18 protein-coding genes are annotated in these 20,436 nt (G+C 44.5%); 6 read left to right on the forward strand and 12 right to left on the reverse strand.

Going from position 1 to position 20,436, the window contains the following annotated elements; genetic code table 11:
• Together KI210_RS05320 and KI210_RS05325 are read right to left on the reverse strand one after the other, a co-directional pair.
• On the reverse strand, positions 1 to 1,884 hold the full coding sequence (locus KI210_RS05320) for a putative glycosyltransferase family protein (protein ID WP_212780858.1): 1,884 nt from the start codon (positions 1,882 to 1,884) through the stop codon (positions 1 to 3).
• A gap of 50 nt (positions 1,885 to 1,934) precedes the next feature.
• Positions 1,935 to 2,345, reverse strand: a complete 411-nt coding sequence (locus KI210_RS05325) for a GtrA family protein (protein WP_212780859.1) — start codon at positions 2,343 to 2,345, stop codon at positions 1,935 to 1,937.
• A 282-nt stretch (positions 2,346 to 2,627) separates the two neighbouring features.
• Between KI210_RS05325 and KI210_RS05330 the strand changes: the two genes are divergently transcribed.
• Both KI210_RS05330 and KI210_RS05335 read left to right on the forward strand, forming a co-directional pair.
• A complete protein-coding gene (locus tag KI210_RS05330; protein ID WP_212780860.1) occupies positions 2,628 to 4,064 on the forward strand; it encodes an APC family permease in 1,437 nt (478 codons plus the stop codon).
• Between the two features lie 73 nt (positions 4,065 to 4,137).
• A complete protein-coding gene (locus KI210_RS05335; RefSeq protein ID WP_212780861.1) occupies positions 4,138 to 4,587 on the forward strand; it encodes a Fur family transcriptional regulator in 450 nt (149 codons plus the stop codon).
• 29 nt (positions 4,588 to 4,616) lie between these two features.
• Here KI210_RS05335 and KI210_RS05340 read toward each other — a convergent pair whose 3' ends face one another.
• Positions 4,617 to 6,158, reverse strand: coding sequence for a GW dipeptide domain-containing protein (locus tag KI210_RS05340; protein WP_212780862.1), 1,542 nt, complete (start codon positions 6,156 to 6,158; stop codon positions 4,617 to 4,619).
• A gap of 186 nt (positions 6,159 to 6,344) precedes the next feature.
• Between KI210_RS05340 and clpP the strand changes: the two genes are divergently transcribed.
• The 4 genes from clpP to KI210_RS05360 all read left to right on the forward strand — a co-directional run bounded on the left by clpP (position 6,345) and on the right by KI210_RS05360 (position 9,146).
• A complete protein-coding gene (clpP, locus tag KI210_RS05345; protein WP_212780863.1) occupies positions 6,345 to 6,929 on the forward strand; it encodes an ATP-dependent Clp endopeptidase proteolytic subunit ClpP in 585 nt (194 codons plus the stop codon).
• A 170-nt stretch (positions 6,930 to 7,099) separates the two neighbouring features.
• Positions 7,100 to 7,762 carry a flavodoxin family protein gene (locus tag KI210_RS05350; RefSeq protein WP_212780864.1) on the forward strand — a complete coding sequence of 221 codons (663 nt, stop codon included), beginning with the start codon at positions 7,100 to 7,102 and terminating at the stop codon, positions 7,760 to 7,762.
• A gap of 23 nt (positions 7,763 to 7,785) precedes the next feature.
• Entirely contained in the window at positions 7,786 to 8,547 is a 762-nt protein-coding gene (locus KI210_RS05355; RefSeq protein ID WP_246487323.1) for an SDR family NAD(P)-dependent oxidoreductase, read from the forward strand.
• Between the two features lie 119 nt (positions 8,548 to 8,666).
• Entirely contained in the window at positions 8,667 to 9,146 is a 480-nt protein-coding gene (locus KI210_RS05360; protein ID WP_246487324.1) for a flavodoxin, read from the forward strand.
• 80 nt (positions 9,147 to 9,226) lie between these two features.
• On the opposite strand, the gene KI210_RS05365 is transcribed toward KI210_RS05360, so the two are convergent.
• From KI210_RS05365 to uvrB, 9 genes are all read right to left on the reverse strand, one after another.
• Positions 9,227 to 9,433 (reverse strand): hypothetical protein, encoded by a 207-nt coding sequence (locus tag KI210_RS05365; protein ID WP_212780865.1) that lies wholly within the window; start codon positions 9,431 to 9,433, stop codon positions 9,227 to 9,229.
• Positions 9,434 to 9,441: 8 nt separating this feature from the next.
• Positions 9,442 to 10,260, reverse strand: coding sequence for a LytR/AlgR family response regulator transcription factor (locus tag KI210_RS05370; RefSeq protein WP_212780866.1), 819 nt, complete (start codon positions 10,258 to 10,260; stop codon positions 9,442 to 9,444).
• A complete protein-coding gene (locus KI210_RS09080; protein ID WP_246487325.1) occupies positions 10,260 to 11,627 on the reverse strand; it encodes a GHKL domain-containing protein in 1,368 nt (455 codons plus the stop codon). Before KI210_RS09080 ends, KI210_RS05370 begins: the two co-directional genes overlap by 1 nt.
• A 176-nt stretch (positions 11,628 to 11,803) precedes the next feature.
• Positions 11,804 to 12,736: a DNA-binding protein WhiA gene (gene whiA / locus KI210_RS05380; RefSeq protein WP_212780867.1), complete on the reverse strand. Its 933-nt coding sequence runs from the start codon at positions 12,734 to 12,736 to the stop codon at positions 11,804 to 11,806.
• A 5-nt stretch (positions 12,737 to 12,741) separates the two neighbouring features.
• A complete protein-coding gene (locus tag KI210_RS05385) occupies positions 12,742 to 13,770 on the reverse strand; it encodes a gluconeogenesis factor YvcK family protein (RefSeq protein WP_212780868.1) in 1,029 nt (342 codons plus the stop codon).
• Between the two features lie 51 nt (positions 13,771 to 13,821).
• Positions 13,822 to 14,703 (reverse strand): RNase adapter RapZ, encoded by an 882-nt coding sequence (gene rapZ, locus KI210_RS05390; RefSeq protein ID WP_212780869.1) that lies wholly within the window; start codon positions 14,701 to 14,703, stop codon positions 13,822 to 13,824.
• A 51-nt stretch (positions 14,704 to 14,754) separates the two neighbouring features.
• Entirely contained in the window at positions 14,755 to 15,297 is a 543-nt protein-coding gene (locus KI210_RS05395; RefSeq protein WP_212780870.1) for an HdeD family acid-resistance protein, read from the reverse strand.
• 25 nt (positions 15,298 to 15,322) lie between these two features.
• Positions 15,323 to 18,172 (reverse strand): excinuclease ABC subunit UvrA, encoded by a 2,850-nt coding sequence (gene uvrA, locus KI210_RS05400; RefSeq protein ID WP_212780871.1) that lies wholly within the window; start codon positions 18,170 to 18,172, stop codon positions 15,323 to 15,325.
• Positions 18,162 to 20,204, reverse strand: coding sequence for an excinuclease ABC subunit UvrB (gene uvrB, locus KI210_RS05405; protein ID WP_212780872.1), 2,043 nt, complete (start codon positions 20,202 to 20,204; stop codon positions 18,162 to 18,164). Before uvrB ends, uvrA begins: the two co-directional genes overlap by 11 nt.
• Positions 20,205 to 20,436 lie beyond the last annotated feature (232 nt).

A 20,436-nucleotide genomic window follows, 5' to 3' on the forward strand; every position in this document is an offset into this window, starting at 1 on the left:
CTATGCCCCCATAAAATTCTTTAGCTTATTAATTCCTTGGCGCCAATTTCGTTTGCAAAAGCCGATCGCAACTACTAGCCAGCCAATTACTGCTGCTAGCGACATCACTTTAAAACTAGCTGGAACCCGGTATTTCAAAACCGCCGTGTTCTTGCCTGGTTTTGCTTCTACGCTCGGAGCGCCGATTTTACTTAGTCTACTCTTCTTATGTGAAAAAACTTTGCCGTTGACCGTTAATTGTGAATTTTTATAAACAATTAGCGGCAATTGCTTTAATCCTGAATGCTTGCTGGTCCAAGTCAACTTTAAGCTGCCGTCTCGCTGCGGTTGGTAATGGTAATGACCCTTTACCCGGCGGTGGTGAACCTCTTTGGTAACAATTCTGCGAGCTTCCCTTGGCTTTAACTCGGCTGAAGAATAGTCCGGCAAATAATCAGGATAATTTTTATTCAAGCGCGTGAACAATTTCCACCGCAAATTGCGTTGTTGCATTTCCCATTCAAAGCTCTCTACATGGGTGGAATTTTTCGAGTAAAAGCCTTTAGCAACCACGCGCGCCCGAATCTTAGCCTTCTTAAACCGTTTGACGCCTTGACCCCGATAATTCTTTGGTAGATTGTAGCGCCACAGAGAATGTTTACTGTTCTTTGGGTAGTACTCCACCACAATGAAGTTATGACTGGTATAGCTCAACATTCTGCCATAGTTTGCCCCATAGCTAGCCATCAAGACGAAAAGCGCCATGCCGATCCAGGCTCGATAGGCAATTGTTTCCTTTCGCTCAGCCAGCCTTTGGGCCGATAAGGCCATTCCGGCCATTAGCAAGGGATAAGCAACTATCGCTAACCGATACGGAAACTGGAAGTTGCTGCCTAAAAACGGCCACTTCATTTGCAATTTTGCCCATGGGAAGTAAGCCGTACACATAAACAAAACCACAAATCCATAACCGGTAATAAAGTTATTCAGCCAGTTCTTTCTTTGCAAAAGACTAACTACCCACTGCAGGGCAAGCAAGAGCAAGAGCAGTTTCATTAACGGCAAAACGCCTCGCCTTACGGTCCCCACGCTGCTCTTGTACAAACCATTTTCAGCCAAGTCAAAAGTTATAGTTGGGACTAAATGATTGGCATGCATCTGAATTAACAAAGCAACCCAAATATTAGCTGACAGGACCAAAGTTAACAAAATTGCTTTGACGCCATCTAAAAGCATTTTAGGACGGTTTTCAGCCTTAACTAGACCTAAGATTGCAAATGGCACCAAGGCTACGCCTAAAATCACGGTGCTGAGCAAATGAACTTGCGCAACAATGCTCATCACTACCGCCAAACGGACCCAGCGAACTGGTTTTTGATGGTCCATAATCATGTTTACGCCTTCTAAGAGCACAATTGGCGCTAGTGCCCCGCCCCAGGCCGTCATATTGGTATGATCGAACCAGCTTTGCAAAGGACCAATATATAGGTAGAAAATGCTAAAAATCGTTGCCGGCAATTGACCGACGCGCAGCTTGCGGTTTAAGGCGTACATCCCGCAGCCCGCAACGAGCCCGATCAGGACATAGCTGAACAACTGAAAACGATACCAGCTGCCTACCACCAACAAAATAAAGCCCATTAAATATGAAAAAATCGGACCGTAAACCGCATTAATAACTCTTCCGCTTTGGTCAAAGCTGTAATTCATCTGAAAGTAGCTAAACGTTCGATGCCGAATTTGCTCACTAGCTTCATAAAAGCGCGAGTAATGGAACCAAGTATCTGAGCTCATGACGGTATAGCCATTCAGCTTTTGTACCATCATAATCAGGTAAATGGCCGCTAAAATGGCAATAAACGGCCAGACCTTGATTAACAGCCGTTTTGCACGTTCTTTATTCATTTACACTTCTCTCCCCTTAATACAAACACACAAAAAGTATACACACACAATTATTTTTTGTTAAAAGTGAATTTCTTATTAACCCCAAATTGAAGCATGGTCGCAACTAGTGTCGCAATCATTTTAACGACCATTTTATTTTGACCTAAAAGCGTCACAAATACATATAGACAAACTGTTGTAAACAGAGTCGTAATTTGACCAACGACATAATACTTAATAAATCGTCTGATTAAATGGTCGCGTACTTTGAAGTTAAGAAAGCTATTCCATAAAAAATTGTTGATCAAGCCACACGAAGACGAGATAAAATTAGCAAGCTCAACTTGGATGCCAAATTGATAAACTTCTAGCCAATAGACGCCAAAGTCGACAAATAAGCCGATGACGCCAATAATCCCATAAATAATTAGTTGTCGAAAGGTTTCGCTTTTAATTAATGAAATAATTTTCGTTTTCATGCTGCTTTTTGTGTCCGTCCGCATTCTCTTATTTCCATAATTTTACATTATTACACAGTCTTTATAATTTTAACACTTTGATTGCCCTTTCAATAGTAAGAATTGTTTAAGCTAATATCAAAATACAGTCAAGTTCTTTTATTAAGAACACTTGTTTTTCAAATAAATCCACACAGAGACCGTACCTTTCCTGTATAATGAAAAGGTTGATAGTTGTGGATCAACAATATAAAAATGTTTTGTGTATAAATAAAGAGTAAATTTATAAGAGAGGACTAATTTATGATCCAAGATCAGTCCGAATCCAAGAAAATGACTTGGTATACCTTAGCCTTGATGGCCTTTTCGACCGTCTGGGGTTTTGGTAACGTAGTCAACGGCTACGTTTACTTTAATGGTACTCAAGTCATCTTCAGTTGGATTCTGATGTTTGCACTGTATTTTGTCCCATACGCCCTGATGGTTGGTGAATTAGGGGCTGCTTTCAAAGATTCAGAAGGTGGGGTCTCCTCCTGGGTAAATGCAACCATGGGTAACAAATGGGCTTACTATGCAGGTTGGACTTACTGGGCATGTCACATTGTGTACATTTCCAGCAAGGGGACCGGCGGTCTGCGGGCCATGGCTTGGGGTATTTTGGGCAATACCAACTGGTATGACAAATTGCCAACTTACCAAGTTCAATTGGCAACCTTAGCGGTCTTCCTGTTCTTCTGCTGGGTTACCAGCCGCGGAATGACAGTTTTAAAGGGTCTAGCAACAGTGGCGGGAACCTCAATGTTCGTGATGAGCATCCTGTATATTGTCATGATGTTCGCTGCGCCAGCGATTAACCCGCATGCTAATTACTTAACCATTGACCTAAACTGGAAGCACCTGCTGCCAACCTTTAACGTCAAATATCTAACCAGTTTATCAATTCTGGTTTTTGCCGTTGGTGGATGTGAAAAAATTTCGCCATACGTTAACAAGGTTAAGAATCCTTCCAAAAACTTCCCTCGTTCCATGATTGCCTTGGCAGTGATGGTGGTAGTTTCGGCTATTCTGGGAACCTTTGCCATGGCTATGATGTTTTCACCAAAGGTAATCAATGCCGATTTAGATAATTATATTTCTAACGGGGCCTATATTGCCTTTGCTAAACTTGGTCAATACTACCATGTGGGCAATTTGTTCATGTACATCTATGCTTGGTGCAACGTGATTGGCCAATTCTCAACCTTGGTTATCTCGATTGACGCACCGTTGCGGATGCTTTTGGGCTCAAAAGAAGCACAGGAATTTATTCCAAGCAAATTGTTGAAGCTGAACAAACATGGTGCCTACATCAATGGTATTTGGCTGGTAGTAGTTTTGTCAGGCGGCTTAATCTTGATCCAATCAGTCGTTCCTGGTTCTACCCAAGTTATGTCCCAATTGGTTAAGCTGAATTCAACCACGATGCCGCTGCGGTATTTATGGGTATTTGCGGCTTATATTGCCTTACGCAAGCACCGCGACAAGTTCAAGGCCGGTTATGAAATGACGAAATCCCAAGGTTTGGCCTTTACGGCAGGTATTTGGTGCTTCTTAGTAACCTTAGCCTGCTGCTTGCTCGGGATCTATTCAACCGACACCTTCACTTTGATTTTGAATATTGCTACGCCAATTATCTTGATTGCCTTAGGGTTAATTTTGCCAGCCATCAAGCGCCGCGAAGACGCTGCTAAGGCAAATTAGGCTAGTTTTTACCATATTTACAATCTGTGTGCTAAACTTTAATTGAGAAAGAACCAAAATTGAGGTGAGTCACATGGATTACGAAAAAAAAGCCAGAGACGTGCTGCATGACCACAACTTAAAAGCAACACGACCACGAGTTCGGATCTTGGCTTACTTGATGAGTCACCACGATCACCCAACAGTAGAAATGTTAAATGCGGCGATTAATGATGACCAAAAGAAATTAGCCACTATTTACAATACTTTGAACTCCTTAGAAGAGATTGGCGTTGTCATCGAAATCAAAAATGGTGATAATTCAACGCATTACGATTATTTTGAGAAACCTCACTTTCATATCATTTGTACGAATTGCGGAACAATTAGCGATGTCTTTTATCCTAACTTCGGGCAAATCAAACAACAAATGCAAAATGAGGCCCGTTCTCAAACCGGTTATACGATTTCGCGCTCGCACGTAGAAATGTATGGTCTATGTCCAAATTGTCAACGCAAATTGGCAACACAAAAAGAAGCCTAGTTCCATTGGAACTAGGCTTCTTTTCTTGCTTAATTAAGGCCGTTGCTTTCTAGCAATTCAGCTCTTTGGGCAAAGTTGATGTATAAATGATTATTAGCAACGCCGGCCCCTTCGATTTCCCGGCCTGAATAAAACGATCCGTAAGCCTTTAAGAACTTACCACGACGCGATACCTTCATCATGTAGTCATTAAAGCCGACATAGAAATTCCGGTGCACCGGATCGTAGGTAAAGGCTTGAACTGGCGCACGATTTGCTACAAAGTTGCCGTTCATAGCACCAACTTCGGTTGCGTTCCAGCTGTCGCCGCTACGCTTAAATTCCCAGAATTCATAGTGACTTTTACCATTATGGAAAAGTCCATACATGGTATCATCAGAAACAATCACTGCATTATGCAAATATCTTGGATAACTATCAGAATGGTTCCACAGCTTAATCGTCCAAATCTTGTTAATCGTCAGATCCTTCTTATTTAGCTGTACCAGTTCTTCAGATTGATTCCAATTTGGCTTTTTGTGGTTGTTCACTAAGGTGTAAACATACTTGCTGGTTGCCCCCATTGCTTGACCATGGCCGGTTGGAACCAGTGGCGAAACAACGATATGGCGACTGTAGTACTTAAAGCTGTTCATACTCATAGTCAGTAACTTCTGAGTATTGTAACGGCTCTTTAATTTATTTAAATCATAACCTACCACGTGCCCTTGCATGTCGTTGTCTTTGCGCAGCAAGCTAGTGTAGAACATGTTCTTGTAAATTGCCATGCCTTCGTTGATGTGGCCAACACTATTGATGATATCGCGGCCTTCATCTGATGGCAAACTAAGGCGAACGGGTTGGTATAACCGAGTATTAAAAGTCATTCCATTAGAGTAGTAGCTATGCCCATGGGTTTCAGGCGTGTTAGTCAGCGAAGAACGATAGTTAGTCGACTTCCCATAGTGTCCCTTCGGTGGCTTGTAGGCACTGGTGCCGTGGACCGGCGTTAAATCAGCTGAAGAAATTCCTTCCCAAGCGTCGCTTCTGACAGTTACATAGGTAGTTGCCCGAGCCTTGCCATAAGAGAAGGTAACCTGGTGACTGCCTGCCGTTTTTGAAGAAATCGACGAAACGGAAGCTTGCACCTTCGAGTTGCTGACTACCGTACCTTGACTGTTAGTCGCATAACTAATGGCATCCCGCGTATTAAAGCTGTAGTGGGGATTATTTACTAATGACACCGACTTGGCAGCCTTAATGGTGCTGCGCCGGAACCAGTTTTGGTTAACCCAGCCCACAGCCCGACCATTCACATAAATGTACCAATAGGTATATTTCTTGGCCTTAATACTGCGATTTGATTCGATATGAGCAGTCTTGAAATCACTCGTAGTGGTGATCTTGCCCTTAGCCTTGCCGCCAGAAACCCGTTTATAGATTCCATAGCTCTTAGTCCCCGGGGCCTTGGTCATCATACTGTAAGACTTGCTGGTTTGCTTAGCTGCTTCAACAGGTTTGGCTGCATACGCACTAGTTAAGGCAAGAGCAGCAAAAGCCAGGAAGCCAAGCTTAAGGTTGCTTTTTTTCACGTTTATTCCTCCAATTCATTCAAAACACGTTCGTATTATACCACAGATTTCAGCATTTAACAGTCTGATTAATCTACGATAACGCTTTACTAAAAAAAGAAAGCAAATATTTGACAGTTGCCCAGTAAGGTGTGATAATTAGCACTGTACTAATAAGAGTGCTAAACAAAACTAGGAGGCAAATATATGCTTGTACCTACAGTTATTGAACAAACTTCTCGTGGCGAACGCTCATACGACATTTACTCACGTTTGCTCAAAGACCGTATCATTATGCTGAGTGGCGAGATCAATGATCAAACTGCCAACTCAGTTATTGCGCAATTGTTGTTCTTGGATGCACAAGACAATACTAAGGACATTTCACTCTACATTAACTCACCTGGTGGCGTGATCACCTCTGGTTTGGCTATTATGGACACGATGAACTTTATTAAGTCAGACGTTTCCACCATTGCCATCGGGATGGCTGCTTCAATGGCTTCAGTTTTACTGGCTGCTGGTACGAAAGGCAAGCGTTTTGCTTTGCCAAATTCAACCGTCTTGATTCACCAACCTCTTGGTGGTGCTCAAGGTCAGCAAACTGAAATTGAAATTGCCGCTGAAGAGATCAAACGCAACCGACAAAAGTTGACGGAAATTCTGCATGAAGCAACTGGTCAACCAATCGAACAATTGATGAAAGATACTGAACGTGACAACTATATGACGGCTGAACAAGCTAAGGATTATGGTTTAATCGACGATATTTTAGTAAACAAGCAAAAGTAATTTTTTATCAGTGAAAATTTTTAGTTGATACGCAAAACTGGACTGCTAAGGCAGTCCAGTTTTTTTATCTTAAGAATACACCTATTGCATACTAGCTTCATCAACAAGCAATATACAAACGTCTAGCTTGCTCGCATAATAAAAGCATCAACTCGGAAAGGAGCAAATAAATGCGAATCGATCATTCAAACGAAGGCTTGGGACCAGTTTTAGGTCAGATAGCGGGCTGGGAAATTCGCGCTAACCAAACGCAACGTAAAAATTTTACCTGGGGAGAAGGTTACGGGACGCCATCCGATGGCATGGATACCCGGTTAAACCGACCAGCCATCCGTAAAATCACGCCTGATGCCAAGAGTCTGGTCATCTACTGGTCAAGGTCTGGTTCGACTGAATTGCTGGCAAGCTACATCGCTGCAGCAACTAATAGCGATATTTTAGAAATTGCTTTGGCTAAACCCTATCCGGCTGACTACCAAGCAACCTTAAAACGAGCTAATTTTGAGCGCGAACACAATCAACCGCCCCAATTAGCCATGCAGCTGCCAGATCTTACACAATATCAACAAATTTTTCTGGGCTATCAAACTTGGGCCATGACCCTCAGTCAGCCAATGAAAGCCTTTCTTTTGGCCTATGGCGACCAGCTAAACGGTAAAAGGATCGCTCCTTTTCTCAGTCAAGGCAGCTATGGTGCGGGCGACAGCTTGCAGCTGATTAGGACTTATCTTCCTGGCAGCCAAATAACCTCGCCTTTAATTGTCGATGGCAACCGAGTTGATGAAGCACGAGTTCAAACGGAGAAGTGGGCTCGTCAAATCATAAGCAAGTAAAATTAGATGGAGTTAGTAAAATTATGTCTAGCATTCAAACAAATAAATTCAGTGGAAAAACGGCAATTGTAACTGGCGGCGGAAGTGGTCTAGGACGTGCCATGGCGGAAAGATTTGCTGCCGAAGGCGCCGAAGTAGTAATCACGGGACGCCATGAAGAGATTTTGGCGGAAGTTGCCAAAACCAGTGACAAGATCAGCTACTTAGTTGGCGACATGACAAAGGACGAAGATGTTGCGGCCTTGGCTGACTATGTCAAGGATAAATTTGGTCGTTTGGATATTTTGGTTAATAACGCCGGTTGGTGTCCAGTAGTACCGATTCAGGAAGTCACTATGGAAAATTATGACCAAGCCTTTAACTTGGACGTTCGCGCCGTAGTTAATTTGACAGTCAAGACTTTGCCATTGTTAATCAAAGCTCGCGGCACCATCATTAACCTCTCAAGTACTGGGGCTACCAATGTTGCGCCAAACCTTTCGCTTTATTGCGGCGCCAAGGCTGCGATTGAAAACTTTACCCGTGGTTGGGCCATGGATTTAGCTAAAGATGGTGTTCGGGTAAATGCGATTGCTCCCGGAGCCTTCAAAACCAACATTTGGAATGTAACTGATTTAGATGAAGAAGCAGCCAAAGCCCATGAAGCAGGAATTGTTAACTCTATTCCTCTCAAACGGATGGGCGACCCGCGTGAAGTGGCTGCCCTAGCCTCTTATCTAGCTTCTGACGATGCTGCTTACATCACCGGTTCAATTTATAAGATTACCGGGGGACTAGGTCAGTAAATTATCCTGAAGGGAATGATGCGATGAAACCAAACCTTGACGGCTAACCCATCTGCTTTAAAGATCTCTCGTAACCAATTGTCTGGTTAGCTGTCAAATTACAGAAAGGAAGTCAATCAGTGTCCACTAATCATCATATATTAATTGCCTATTTCTCTGGTCAAGGTACAACTAAAGCTGCTGCGGAATTGCTTCAAAGCTTGACTAAGGCTGAACTTGTGCGCCTCGATGGCGTCACCCCCTATTCCTCTGATTACAAGCAGTTAGTAAGTCGCGGTCAGCGCGAATTAGACCAGCAGCTTCATCCAGAGCTTGGCAGCAAGATCAAAGATTTTCAACAATATGATACGATCTTGGTAGGTTACCCTACTTGGTGGAATCAGCCACCAATGATCATCTATAGCTTATTCGATGATTATGATTTTTCTGGCAAGACGGTCATTCCTTTTACCACTAGTGCGACTTCACCAATGAGTGCCTCTAGCGGCGTTATTGAACACCTCGCCCAAGCAGCAGGTGCAACTTTTAAAAATGGCCTTAAGATAGACAACAATCTACAACAGGTCAAGGAATGGCTAAGCCAAAACGATTTGCTTTAACTTCTATTTTCTATTCTTATTTATCCTCATTTACCTACACACGTAAAAAGGCGTCGATTCATTGTGAACCGGCGTCTTTTTTAGTCGTTTTTTGTTTCTTCAGAATGTTTTTTCTGTTTCCGCCACTCATAAAATAATTCAGCAGCAGCAGCCACCCCAAACAGCACAATTAAAATGGTCGTTGCTAGCTCCATCCCATTGCTTGGTCGAAACAGAATCGGCAACAAAATTGCCGCAATAATAAAAATATAATTAGCCCGAAATGATCGCTGTTCTTTTTTGTCCATTAATCCCCCTAATGTTTGAACAAACCATTGAACTTGCTGACTTCGCTAGCATTTTTCAAGTTGTACTGCTTGATCAAGTCTTTCATTTCCTTAGCTACCGACCGCGAGTAATATTGCTCATCGCCATTAGCAAATTCAACTTTATAGTTTTTGGTATCGACATTTTCCAAGTTCTTGGGGTTAATTATACACGATTGGCTGATTTTCACCAACATCGGATTTTCTTTGGCAATTTTGCTGATAAAACCAAAGAATTCCCGCTGTCCGTCCTTGAGCACCAGCTGCAATTTATGGGGCGTTTGGGTGGTCTTAATATAATAGATATTATCAATGTTGACATTGCGGATGTTGCGCCCGACCTTATAGGAAAAAGTCATTTCCTTCATGACATTGAACTTGGATAATTGATAGATCGCCACTTCCAAGGTCTTTGTGAGGCGCTTTTTTAACACGTCCAGATCATCTGTTTTGACGATGTAGTCGATTGGTCCCAAGCGCCGGCGAAAAGTAATGATTGACAGATCATCATGCGTGGTGAAAAAGATTATCTGGGCCCGTTCGTCTTGCCGTTTAATTTGCTCAGCCAAATCAAAACCATTATCCTTGGACACGCTCTTGCCCAATTCAATATCCAAAATATAAATGCCGCCATCTAGCGGATTTGCCTTTAAAAACGCGGCTGCTTCAGCATAAGAGGCAGCCTGTTCCACCAGGTTAAATTTAACCGTTTCTTCGTCGGACAAAATCACTTCGGCTGATTTAATAATTTGGCTGACGCGGGCCACCTGAGAAGCGTCGTCGTCACAGATAAAAACTGGATATTCCATTATTCTTCCCCCACTTCATTTGGTACAATCGTTAAATCGAAGGTAAACCAACCATCCTCAACGCCATAATCGATCAGCATATTTTGTTCATACTTGCGAGCAATTCGCATCACGTTGTTCAACCCCAAACCAGCATGGTTTTGTTTGGTAGTATAGCCTTCATTCTTAAGTCGGTTGACTTGAATATTTTGCTGGTGCACCCGATTGCGAATCTCAAACTCAAAATCGCCATCTTCGGTATAAAGCATGACATCAACCCGAGCCTGATCTGCTAAATCAGGGTTCTTGAGGAGCAATTGCGATTCTTCAATGGCGTTGTCAAAAGTGATCCCCATAATTCTGACCACGTCCATTTCATCCACATCAGCTGGCAGTTTGGTAATTGCCTTTTGACAGCCAAACGAATAACTCAAACCCAGACTATACATTTCCGAGAGTTTCGTAATTAACAAGCTCTTCAGCAAGTCATTATGAACATTGTTGACGCCTTTATACTTTCTCAGCGCCTTATCATTGAACTGAGTTTGCGTATAGCGGTCCAGTTGATCAATCACGCTGTTCATATCGCCTTGACGCGCACTAATTTTCAGGCTGTTGAACATGTTCTTGTAATCGTGTTTGAACCGCCGCAATTCTTCTTCATTTTGTTCAAGATAGGCTGAATACTCTTTCAAATTGTCGCGTTCAAGCTCCATTTGCTTCTGCTCGTTTTCTTGCCTGATTTGCCGCTGGATTCTGATAATTACCCCATAGCCAATCAGCGCAAATAAAGTTTGCAGGATCAACAGCCCTAAGGAGATCTCCAGGACTTGATTCATTCTAGGAGTTTGAAAAGCAAAGTAAATGACGAACTCGCCCGAAATATCGATATATGCCAAAATCGTAATCAGCAATAAATGATTTTCATCGGTCAATAAGCGGTGCAGCTTGTCGTAAAAGCTTTGCGGCACTGCAAAAATGACCAATAATTCAATCAAGAAGTTAAAGCCAGTCTCAATCCGGTAGATATCTGCCAGGCTGATCATCAAGTACACCATATTGCCAATGATCGTCATTGCCAGATCGAACAAGAAGACCATGGCTAAAGCCCCAAAAGTCTGCAAACGCGGGCGATACTTGCGGTATTCGCCAAAATACAGATAGAGGCCTATAAATTCCAAGGCATTTGCCACAAAATTCCATAAATTGGAATAGTCTTGGTACATGGCCCAAACCATCCCCACCACGAGCAGGAAGGCAAAGCAATAATCGGTCCGCTGCAGCTTTTTGGGTTTTAACAAGCGCAAAAAGATAATAATGTCCGTCAGTGGCGACATCACCAGCTGAACGTACAAAATAATTTCGTTATACCAGTCACCTATATTCATACAATTTTTCCCTGTGATTGTCTCTTAGGCGCTTGCTCCATTATCATACCAAGAATTGAGCGCCTAAACCTTTTTTGTCAAATTTGATACCTTTCTAGTCAAATTTAACACATTGTTGGCAATTGACAACTATTTTTTAGACGCAAATTAAAAAAGCTCCAATAATGGAGCTTTCTTTATCGATAAGTATCGGCAATTTCCCGAATTTTCTTAAAGCGGTGGTTTACCCCACTCTTGGAAATGGGACCATCAGGGACCTGCTCGGCAACTTCCTTGAGCGACAATTCCGGATGCTGCAAACGAAAACGGGCCAAGGTTGCCAATTTTTCTGGCAATGAATCTAGACCTTGGTTTGTTTCGATTAACTGAATATCATCAACCTGCTTGGCAGCTGCACTAGCGGTTTTGCGCAAGTTGGCCGTATCGCAATTCACCAAGCGATTGACCGAATTGCGCATGTCGCGCATAATGCGCAAATCTTCAAAGGCCAGCATGGCATTCAAAGCCCCGACGACATGCAAGAAGTCGCCGATTTTTTCGGCTTCTTTCAAATAAACAATATAGCCGCGCCGTCTTTGGGTGGTCTTGGCATTCAAATAGAAATAGTGATTCATCAAATAGGCCAGGTCCTCATTGTGGTCCTCATAAGTTGAATAAATTTCTAAATGATAGCGACTGGTTTCAGGATTATTAACGCTCCCGCCCGCCAAAAAGGCTCCGCGCAGATAGGACATGGCTCGTTGTTCGGACTTCATGACTTTGCGGGGGATGCGCGTATTGAACCCGGTCAAGGGCTGCCAGATGTCCAAGTCCTTCATGATTTCCTTGACTTGCTGCTGCAAACGTACCAAATATTGATTATTCTTCTTCAGTTTCATCTTTCGAGAAACAATCAATAGCGGCTCAATCCCGTAAGCTTGCTTAATTAGGGAAAAAATTCGCCGGGCAATTGCTGGATTTTCGGTCGTAATATCTAAACTAAATTGGTGATCGTGGAGGTTCAATACTCCGTTCATACGTAAAAAAGCAGCCAGCTCCGCTTTGGCATGTTCTTCATGCACTTCGAGCGAAGTCAGCTCCTTTTTGACGTCACTAGCATAACTAGCCATTCGTCTTATTCATTCCTTTTGCGTGACATTGCTTCAAATGCCAGATTGATAATTTCTTTTGCTACTTTTTTGCCATCGTGAAAGACCAAGCCAGAACGTTGGTCAATAAAGTCATCGGTAATCACGCGGCAATTTTGGGCTTGTAAACCGGCAAAGTCATTAGTTACCGGATCCAAGTACTCATCATAGTCCTCTGGGTGGAACTTGGACATATCAATTTTGGCCCCATTGACCAAAGCGGTGTTGATATAATTGCCACCCAAATGACGGTTGATCACGGCGACATGCTCACTATCTGAGAAATGCTCCGTCTCGCCGCGCTGAGTCATGATGTTGCAAATATAAATCACTTCAGCTGGCGTCTCGCGGACCGCCTCTCCCAGTTTAGGAATCATTAGGTTAGGCAAAATCGAGGTAAACAAACTTCCTGGTCCGAGCACGACCGCATCGGCCTGCATAATTGCGGCCAAGACCGGCAAGACCGATCGCGGTTCCTGATTATTGGCATCAGTCACCCAAATGCGCTTGATGCGTTTATCTAGGCCAGTAATTTCGGTTTCCCCATGCTCAACCGTACCATCGGCAAATTCCGCATGCAGCGTCAAAGGCTCATTCGAAGCGGGGAAAACTTGTCCGTCAACTTTCATCATCTTGGACAAAACCTGCACGGCCTCAAAGATATTGCCATGCATTTCATTCAGGGCGGCAATGATTAAATTGCCAATCGCATGTCCGGAGAAAAAGGAATCTTTTGAATCAAACCGATACTGAAAAATATCTTTTTCTTCTTGGGGCAAATCACTCAATGAAACCAAAACATTCCGAATATCGCCAGGGGGCACGACATTGATGAAATTTCTGATGGAGCCGCTTGAACCGCCATCATCAGAAACGGTCACGATTGCCGTAATTTCAGCATTTTGATCCTTGAGGGCGTTTAAAATTACCGGTAAGCCAGTTCCGCCGCCAATTACCACCACTCGTGGACGACGTGCCTTAATTACTCTGACAATTCGCGTTTCTCCATACGGCATAACTTCACCTGTTTCTATATATTTTTATTCTTTACTTACAAAAACAATTTACTATTTCTTGATATAGCGACTGATTTCTCGGTGGGTAATATCTACCGGGTAGTCGTATTCCTTTGCCAAATCCCGAGCTAGTTGCTGGGCAATTGACACGCTCCGGTGCTGACCACCAGTACAGCCAATGGCAATGGTGAGTTTTTCCTTGCCTTCCCGCACATAACCAGGCAAAGCCACGTGCAGCAAGTCGAGCAGCTTGTCATAAAACAGCTTGGTTTCGTCCTTATCCATGACGTAATCAAACACCCGCTTGTCTAAGCCCGTAAACGGCCGCAGCTCTGGCAAGTAGAACGGATTCGGCAAAAAGCGGACGTCGATCACCATGTCCGCATCAATTGGCATCCCATACTTAAAACCAAACGACATGACTTCAATACTAAACGGCTGATGTTCACGTTCGCTAAAGTCATCGAGCAGCTTCTGCTTCAGCTGCTTGGTAGTCAAATTAGACGTATCAATGATGTAATTGCTGCGGTTTTTGATTGGCGAAACAATCCGCCGTTCTTCTTGAATGCCATCGAGCAAGCGCCCGTTGTGGCCTAAAGGAGGCAAGCGCCGACTTTCTTTGTAGCGAGCCACCAAGGTATCATCATCACAATCCAAGAACAAGATGGTTGCCTGCACCTGGGCATTATCCTCTAAAGAATTGACTTCATCGAGCAAGTCAGTATAGAAGGCTTTGGCCCGCAAGTCAATGACCACTGCCACTTTGCTGAAGTCATCAGAATTTACCATTAAATCCCAAAAACTTCCCAGCAATTTTGGCGGCAGGTTATCAATTACAAAAAAGCCGATATCCTCCAAAGCATGAGCGGCCACAGTTTTGCCTGCCCCACTCATTCCGGTTACGATAAGTAATTGTTTTTTATTATCTGCCATCTTGAAGCTCCCCTTCCGGTCATTATTATATCATACCGGGTGTTTCATTCTTTATCGTCTTGCCCAAGCTAGGATGATCTGCCGGACGCCAAACACAATCAGCCAAAAGGCTACTAAATAAATTAAACTGGCAATTGCCACCACTGGATGAAGCAAAAGCATAAAGGCAATTATCAGACCGAAAATACTCATCAGCAAATCGAAGATGAAAAACGGCGTGCTTAAGCCACGCAGCGACCATGATACGACTAGTCCGGTAATTGAATCGATCAAAAACCAAACTGAGAAAAGGATGCCGAGAGTGATGCCGCCAACTTCATAATCAGCCAGGAACATGACGCCAACCAAAATATCGATGATGCCGCTGACTAGCGTGGTCCACGCCCGGCCAAAGGTCCGATGCAAGCCAACAAAAGCCGCAATCCAGGCAATCCCTTGTCCAATTGAAATGATGCCGAACAACAAAACAAAAGCATGCAGACTCTTGTCCGGGTGACGTAAAACTAGCAAGCCAACAATGACCATCAGTACCCCTGAAATAAAGGTACCCCAGTTAAAGCCACGGTGTTCTTCATATCCGTATACGTTAAACATAAATATTTCCTCCTTAGGTCCTATTTTACCTGTTTTCCGCTTCGAAAGCTTGAGTTAATTTGGTATCGAGTTCTAGTACCGGCTTTAAGTATTGTCCGGTATAGCTTTCTTTAACTTCAGCCACTTTTTCAGGAGTTCCTGTAGCCACAATCGTTCCGCCGCCATCGCCGCCTTCTGGACCTAAATCAATCAGCCAGTCAGCATTTTTAATCACATCTAAATTGTGCTCGATGACTAAGACGGTGTTGCCATCATCAACCAGCCGCTGCAAGACTTCAATTAGCCTTTTAATATCGTCAGTATGGAGTCCCGTAGTCGGCTCGTCCAGAATATAAAAATTAGTGCCGCTGGAAAGCTTATGCAATTCGGCTGCCAGCTTCATCCGTTGGGCTTCGCCTCCTGACAAAGTAGTGGCGCTTTGCCCTAACTTGACATAGCCCAAACCAACATCAACGATCGTTTGCAGCTTGTGTTCAATCTTAGGAATATTTTCAAAGAACTTAACGGCCTGGTTGATCGTCATGTCCAAAACTTGGGAAATATTTTTGCCGCGGTAGGTTACCTCCAGCGTTTCTGAATTATAACGCGCACCATGGCACACTTCACAAGGTACGTAAACATCTGGCAAAAAGTTCATCTCGATCTTGACGATTCCATCTCCGTGGCAGGCTTCGCAGCGTCCCCCTTTGACATTGAAGGAAAAACGGGCCTTAGTGTAGCCACGCATTTTGGCTTCATTCGTTTGGGCAAACAAGGTTCGAATGTCATCAAACACACTCGTATAAGTTGCCGGGTTAGAGCGCGGCGTCCGGCCGATTGGGCTTTGATCAATATCGATAATTTTTTTGATATTCTGCCAGCCGGTAATGCTCTTGTACTTGCCCGGCTTTTGCGGATTGTGGTTTAGTTTTTGCGCCAAGGCCCGCTTCAAAATCGTATTGACCAAAGTAGATTTGCCGGAACCCGAGACCCCCGTAACCGCAATAAATTTGCCTAAAGGAAAAGCAACATCGATTTGCTTCAAATTGTTTTCGCTAGCGCCCTTAAGCCTGATCGCCTTGCCATTGCCCTTGCGCCGCTTCAGGGGAACGGGCACAAACTTTTTACCGGATAAATATTGACCGGTCAAAGATTTGGGGTTGGCTTCAACTTCTTCGGGAGTTCCGCTAGCCATCACTTCGCCGCCATAAACGCCAGCGCCTGGGCCCATGTCAACCAGATAATCGGCTTGACGCATGGTTTCATCATCGTGTTCAACCACAATCAGGGAATTGCCCAAATCGCGCATCCGTTTCAGCGACTGGATCAGGCGGTCGTTATCGCGCTGGTGGAGGCCAATTGACGGTTCATCCAAAACGTACATGACGCCGGACAAATTGGAACCGATTTGCGTTGCTAAGCGAATTCTTTGAGCTTCCCCGCCAGACAAGGTATTGGCCGAACGAGACAAGGTCAAATAATCTAGTCCCACCGAGACTAAGAAGTTCAACCGATCACGCACTTCTTTCAAAATCGGCTTGGCAATCATCATTTGGTGGTCAGACAAGGTAATTTGGCTAAAGAAAGCCAAGGCTTTTTCAATTGGCAGCTCGGAAGCTTCCGCAATATCCTTGCCGTTAACCTTAACGGCGAGGGCTTTTTCATTCAGTCGCTTGCCGCCGCAGACCTGACATGGCAATTCAGTCATGTACTTGCCCATCACATCCCGCATAAATTGGGACATCGGGTGGGCATAGCGGCGCTGAACGTTATTAACTACGCCTTCATAAGCCTGGTCGGTTTCATTAACGCCAAAGTCCCCGGTTAAATGATAGTGCACTGGCTGGTCTGAACCATATAAGATGGTCTTTTGCTGTTTTTTGGTTAATTTTTCAAACGGCACATCCATCGGGATTTCCAAAGCCTGGGCGGTTTGTTCCAACATTTGCGTGTAGTATTTGGAAGTCTTCCACGGAGCCAAGGCGCCTTGGTCCAAAGTCAGACTTTTGTCTGGAACAATCAGGTCGACATCCGGTGCCAGAGTCATCCCTAAACCATCACAGGCAGGACAAGCACCAAAAGGCGCGTTGAATGAAAATAGCCGCGGTTCCATTTCGCCAACGGTAAAACCACAAAGCGGACATGCATAGTATTCAGAAAAGTTCAGCATCTCGCCGCCAATTACGTCAACGTTCATGTAGCCGTCTGACAATCGCAAGGCCGACTCCACGGAATCAGCCAGTCGCGACTTGATCGAATCCTTAATGACCAAGCGGTCAACGACAATATCGATCGAGTGCTTTTTATTTTTGGCCAGGTCAAAATCATCGCTGATGTCGTGCATCTCGCCATCAACAATCACCCGGACAAAGCCGCCGCGTTGGATCCGCTTAAAAGCTTCCTTGTGTTCGCCTCGCTTGGACCGGATTATTGGCGACAAAATTTGAATTTTCGTCCGCTCGGGCAAATCCATGATCCGGTCAACCATTTGGTCGACGCTTTGGCGCTGAATCAAGGTGCCATCATTGGGACAGATCGGCTGACCGACCCGCGCCCATAACAGTCGCAAGTAGTCATTAATTTCGGTAACGGTTCCCACGGTCGACCGCGGGTTGTGCGACGTGGTTTTTTGGTCAATAGAAATAGCCGGGTTAAGACCCTCGATTGAGTCAACATCGGCCTTGTCCATCTGACCCAGGAACTGGCGCGCATAGCTGCTCAAACTCTGAACATAACGCCGACGTCCTTCGGCATAGAGCGTGTCAAAAGCCAAACTGCTTTTGCCTGAACCGGACAAGCCGGTAATTACCACTAATTTATTTTTAGGAATTGACAGATTAATATCTTTTAAATTATGTTCGCGGGCGCCGCGAATGACGATTTGATCATTTGCCATTAAAAGTCTTGCCCTTCCGTTTCTTTGGCGTATGTACGCTATCTTCTAATTCAATAATTGCATCCCGCAATTGCGCAGCTTGTTCAAAGTCCAATTGCTTGGCGGCTGCCTGCATTTGCGCACGCAAGTTTTTAATCATGGTTTGCTTTTGCTTCTTAGTTAACTCATCAAAGTTCAGATCACTGAAATTGTCAGTCTTTTCCTCGCCGTCAACGGGCTTGGTAGCTGAAATTGCTTCGCGGATCGGCTTGATAATAGTCTTCGGGGTAATGTGATGTTCCTGGTTAAAGGCCATCTGGATGCGCCGCCGGCGTTTGGTGGCATCGATCGCTTCCCGCATGGAATCAGTAATTCGATCGGCATACATGATAACTTCCCCGTTGGCATTTCTGGCGGCCCGGCCCATCGTCTGCACTAGTGGCCGATAAGCGCGCAAAAAGCCTTCCTTGTCGGCATCAAGAATGGCGACCAGTGACACTTCCGGAACATCGATCCCTTCCCGAAGCAGGTTGATGCCGACTAAGACATCGAATTTGCCCAGCCGCAAATCTCGCAAGATCTGCATCCGCTCCAAGGTTTTGATATCAGAGTGCAGATAACGCACTTTAATTCCTAGATCCTTCAAGTAGTCGGTAAAGTCTTCCGCCATCTTTTTGGTCAAAGTCGTGACAAAGACCCGTTCATTCCGTTCAATCCGGGCATTGATTTCACCAACCAGGTCATCAATCTGCCCTTCAATTGGCCGCACTTCGACTTTCGGGTCCAGCAGGCCGGTTGGCCGAATCAGCTGTTCCACTACCTTGTTGGTTCGGTTAAGTTCATAGTCGCCCGGAGTGGCTGAAACATAAAGGATCTGGTTGACATGCTTTTCAAATTCTTCCAGTTTCAACGGCCGGTTGTCCAAGGCAGACGGCAAACGGAAGCCGTAGTCGATTAAAGTCTGTTTACGGTTCCGGTCACCATTGTACATTGCCCGAATTTCCGGCATGGTGGCATGACTTTCATCAATCAAGATCAAAAAGTCATCCGGGAAGAAGTCCAGCAAAGTATAAGGCGGCTCGCCCGGCTTACGGTTGTCCATATGACGCGAGTAGTTTTCAATCCCGTTGGTATAACCGACTTCGCGCATCATTTCCATGTCATAAGTCGTCCGCTGCTTAATTCTTTGGGCTTCTAGCAGCTTGCCTTCGCCTTCAAACTTCTTAACCTGCAGATCCATTTCATCGCCAATGGTCTTCAAGGCCCGCCGCAATTGCTCATCGTTGGTCATAAAGTGGGTCGCTGGGAACAAGGAGATGGTTTCATGTTCACCCAAGACCTCCCCAGTGAGGGCATCGGTTTCAACAATGCGGTCAATTTCATCGCCGAAAAACTCTACCCGGTAGGCATTTTTTGAGTTGCCGGCGGGAAAAACGTCCACAATGTCGCCCCGCACGCGGAAACTTCCCCGTTGGAAATCAATGTCGTTACGGTCGTATTGAATATTAACCAAGTCGCGCAGGAAAGTATTGCGTTCATATTCCTCACCTTCATGCAGGGTCAAAACAGAACTAGCATATTCGCGCGGGTCCCCCAAACCATAAATACAGGAGACCGAGGCCACCACAATTACATCATTGCGTTCCATCAAAGCGGAAGTGGCAGCATTGCGCATCTGGTCAATTTCATCGTTAATCGAGGCATCTTTTTCAATATAGGTGTCTGATTGGGGCACGTAGGCTTCTGGCTGGTAGTAGTCGTAGTATGAGACAAAATATTCTACCGCGTTGTGGGGAAAGAATTCTTTGAATTCACTATACAGCTGGCCAACCAAGGTCTTGTTGTGGGAGATGACCAAGGTGGGTTTGTTAAGTTTGGCAATAATATTGGCCATGGTAAAAGTTTTCCCGGTACCAGTTGCCCCTTCCAAAATTTGCTCTTTGGCACCAGCTTTAAAACCGGCGGTCAGCTTATCAATCGCTTGTTGCTGGTCGCCGGCGGGCTGAAATTTCGAAACTAAATCAAATTTATGATTTTCCTGCCGTCTGATCATTTTTCTTCCTCACCTCAACAAAAAAGTGGACCATTTTGTCCACTGTGATTACTTACTATTTTACTACATGAGGGGCCGGGGCACTAAATAAAAAGCACCTGCCTAAATGGCAGATGCTTAAAGTCTAATTTTTATGGCTCTATAATTTTTCCTGTTGATGGTTTATCTATATGATATCCTGTTAACAGGATTTTTTATTGCGCAAGAAAAAGAGGCCATAGCCTCTATTTCT

Origin of the sequence: Lactobacillus corticis, from assembly GCF_018327645.1 — a bacterium.
Classification (GTDB): domain Bacteria; phylum Bacillota; class Bacilli; order Lactobacillales; family Lactobacillaceae; genus Lactobacillus; species Lactobacillus corticis.

Bases quoted from the DNA above. Each gene is read 5' to 3' on its own strand.
- KI210_RS09080 (WP_246487325.1), bottom strand. From the start codon at position 11,627: ATGAATATAGGTGACTGGTATAACGAAATTATTTTGTACGTTCAGCTG.
- clpP (WP_212780863.1), top strand. From the start codon at position 6,345: ATGCTTGTACCTACAGTTATTGAACAAACTTCTCGTGGCGAACGCTCA.
- KI210_RS05320 (WP_212780858.1), bottom strand. From the start codon at position 1,884: ATGAATAAAGAACGTGCAAAACGGCTGTTAATCAAGGTCTGGCCGTTT.
- KI210_RS05350 (WP_212780864.1), top strand. From the start codon at position 7,100: ATGCGAATCGATCATTCAAACGAAGGCTTGGGACCAGTTTTAGGTCAG.
- KI210_RS05395 (WP_212780870.1), bottom strand. From the start codon at position 15,297: ATGTTTAACGTATACGGATATGAAGAACACCGTGGCTTTAACTGGGGT.
- uvrA (WP_212780871.1), bottom strand. From the start codon at position 18,172: ATGGCAAATGATCAAATCGTCATTCGCGGCGCCCGCGAACATAATTTA.
- KI210_RS05335 (WP_212780861.1), top strand. From the start codon at position 4,138: ATGGATTACGAAAAAAAAGCCAGAGACGTGCTGCATGACCACAACTTA.
- whiA (WP_212780867.1), bottom strand. From the start codon at position 12,736: ATGGCTAGTTATGCTAGTGACGTCAAAAAGGAGCTGACTTCGCTCGAA.
- KI210_RS05330 (WP_212780860.1), top strand. From the start codon at position 2,628: ATGATCCAAGATCAGTCCGAATCCAAGAAAATGACTTGGTATACCTTA.
- KI210_RS05325 (WP_212780859.1), bottom strand. From the start codon at position 2,345: ATGAAAACGAAAATTATTTCATTAATTAAAAGCGAAACCTTTCGACAA.
- KI210_RS05385 (WP_212780868.1), bottom strand. From the start codon at position 13,770: ATGCCGTATGGAGAAACGCGAATTGTCAGAGTAATTAAGGCACGTCGT.
- KI210_RS05355 (WP_246487323.1), top strand. From the start codon at position 7,786: ATGTCTAGCATTCAAACAAATAAATTCAGTGGAAAAACGGCAATTGTA.
- KI210_RS05365 (WP_212780865.1), bottom strand. From the start codon at position 9,433: ATGGACAAAAAAGAACAGCGATCATTTCGGGCTAATTATATTTTTATT.
- rapZ (WP_212780869.1), bottom strand. From the start codon at position 14,703: ATGGCAGATAATAAAAAACAATTACTTATCGTAACCGGAATGAGTGGG.
- uvrB (WP_212780872.1), bottom strand. From the start codon at position 20,204: ATGATCAGACGGCAGGAAAATCATAAATTTGATTTAGTTTCGAAATTT.
- KI210_RS05370 (WP_212780866.1), bottom strand. From the start codon at position 10,260: ATGGAATATCCAGTTTTTATCTGTGACGACGACGCTTCTCAGGTGGCC.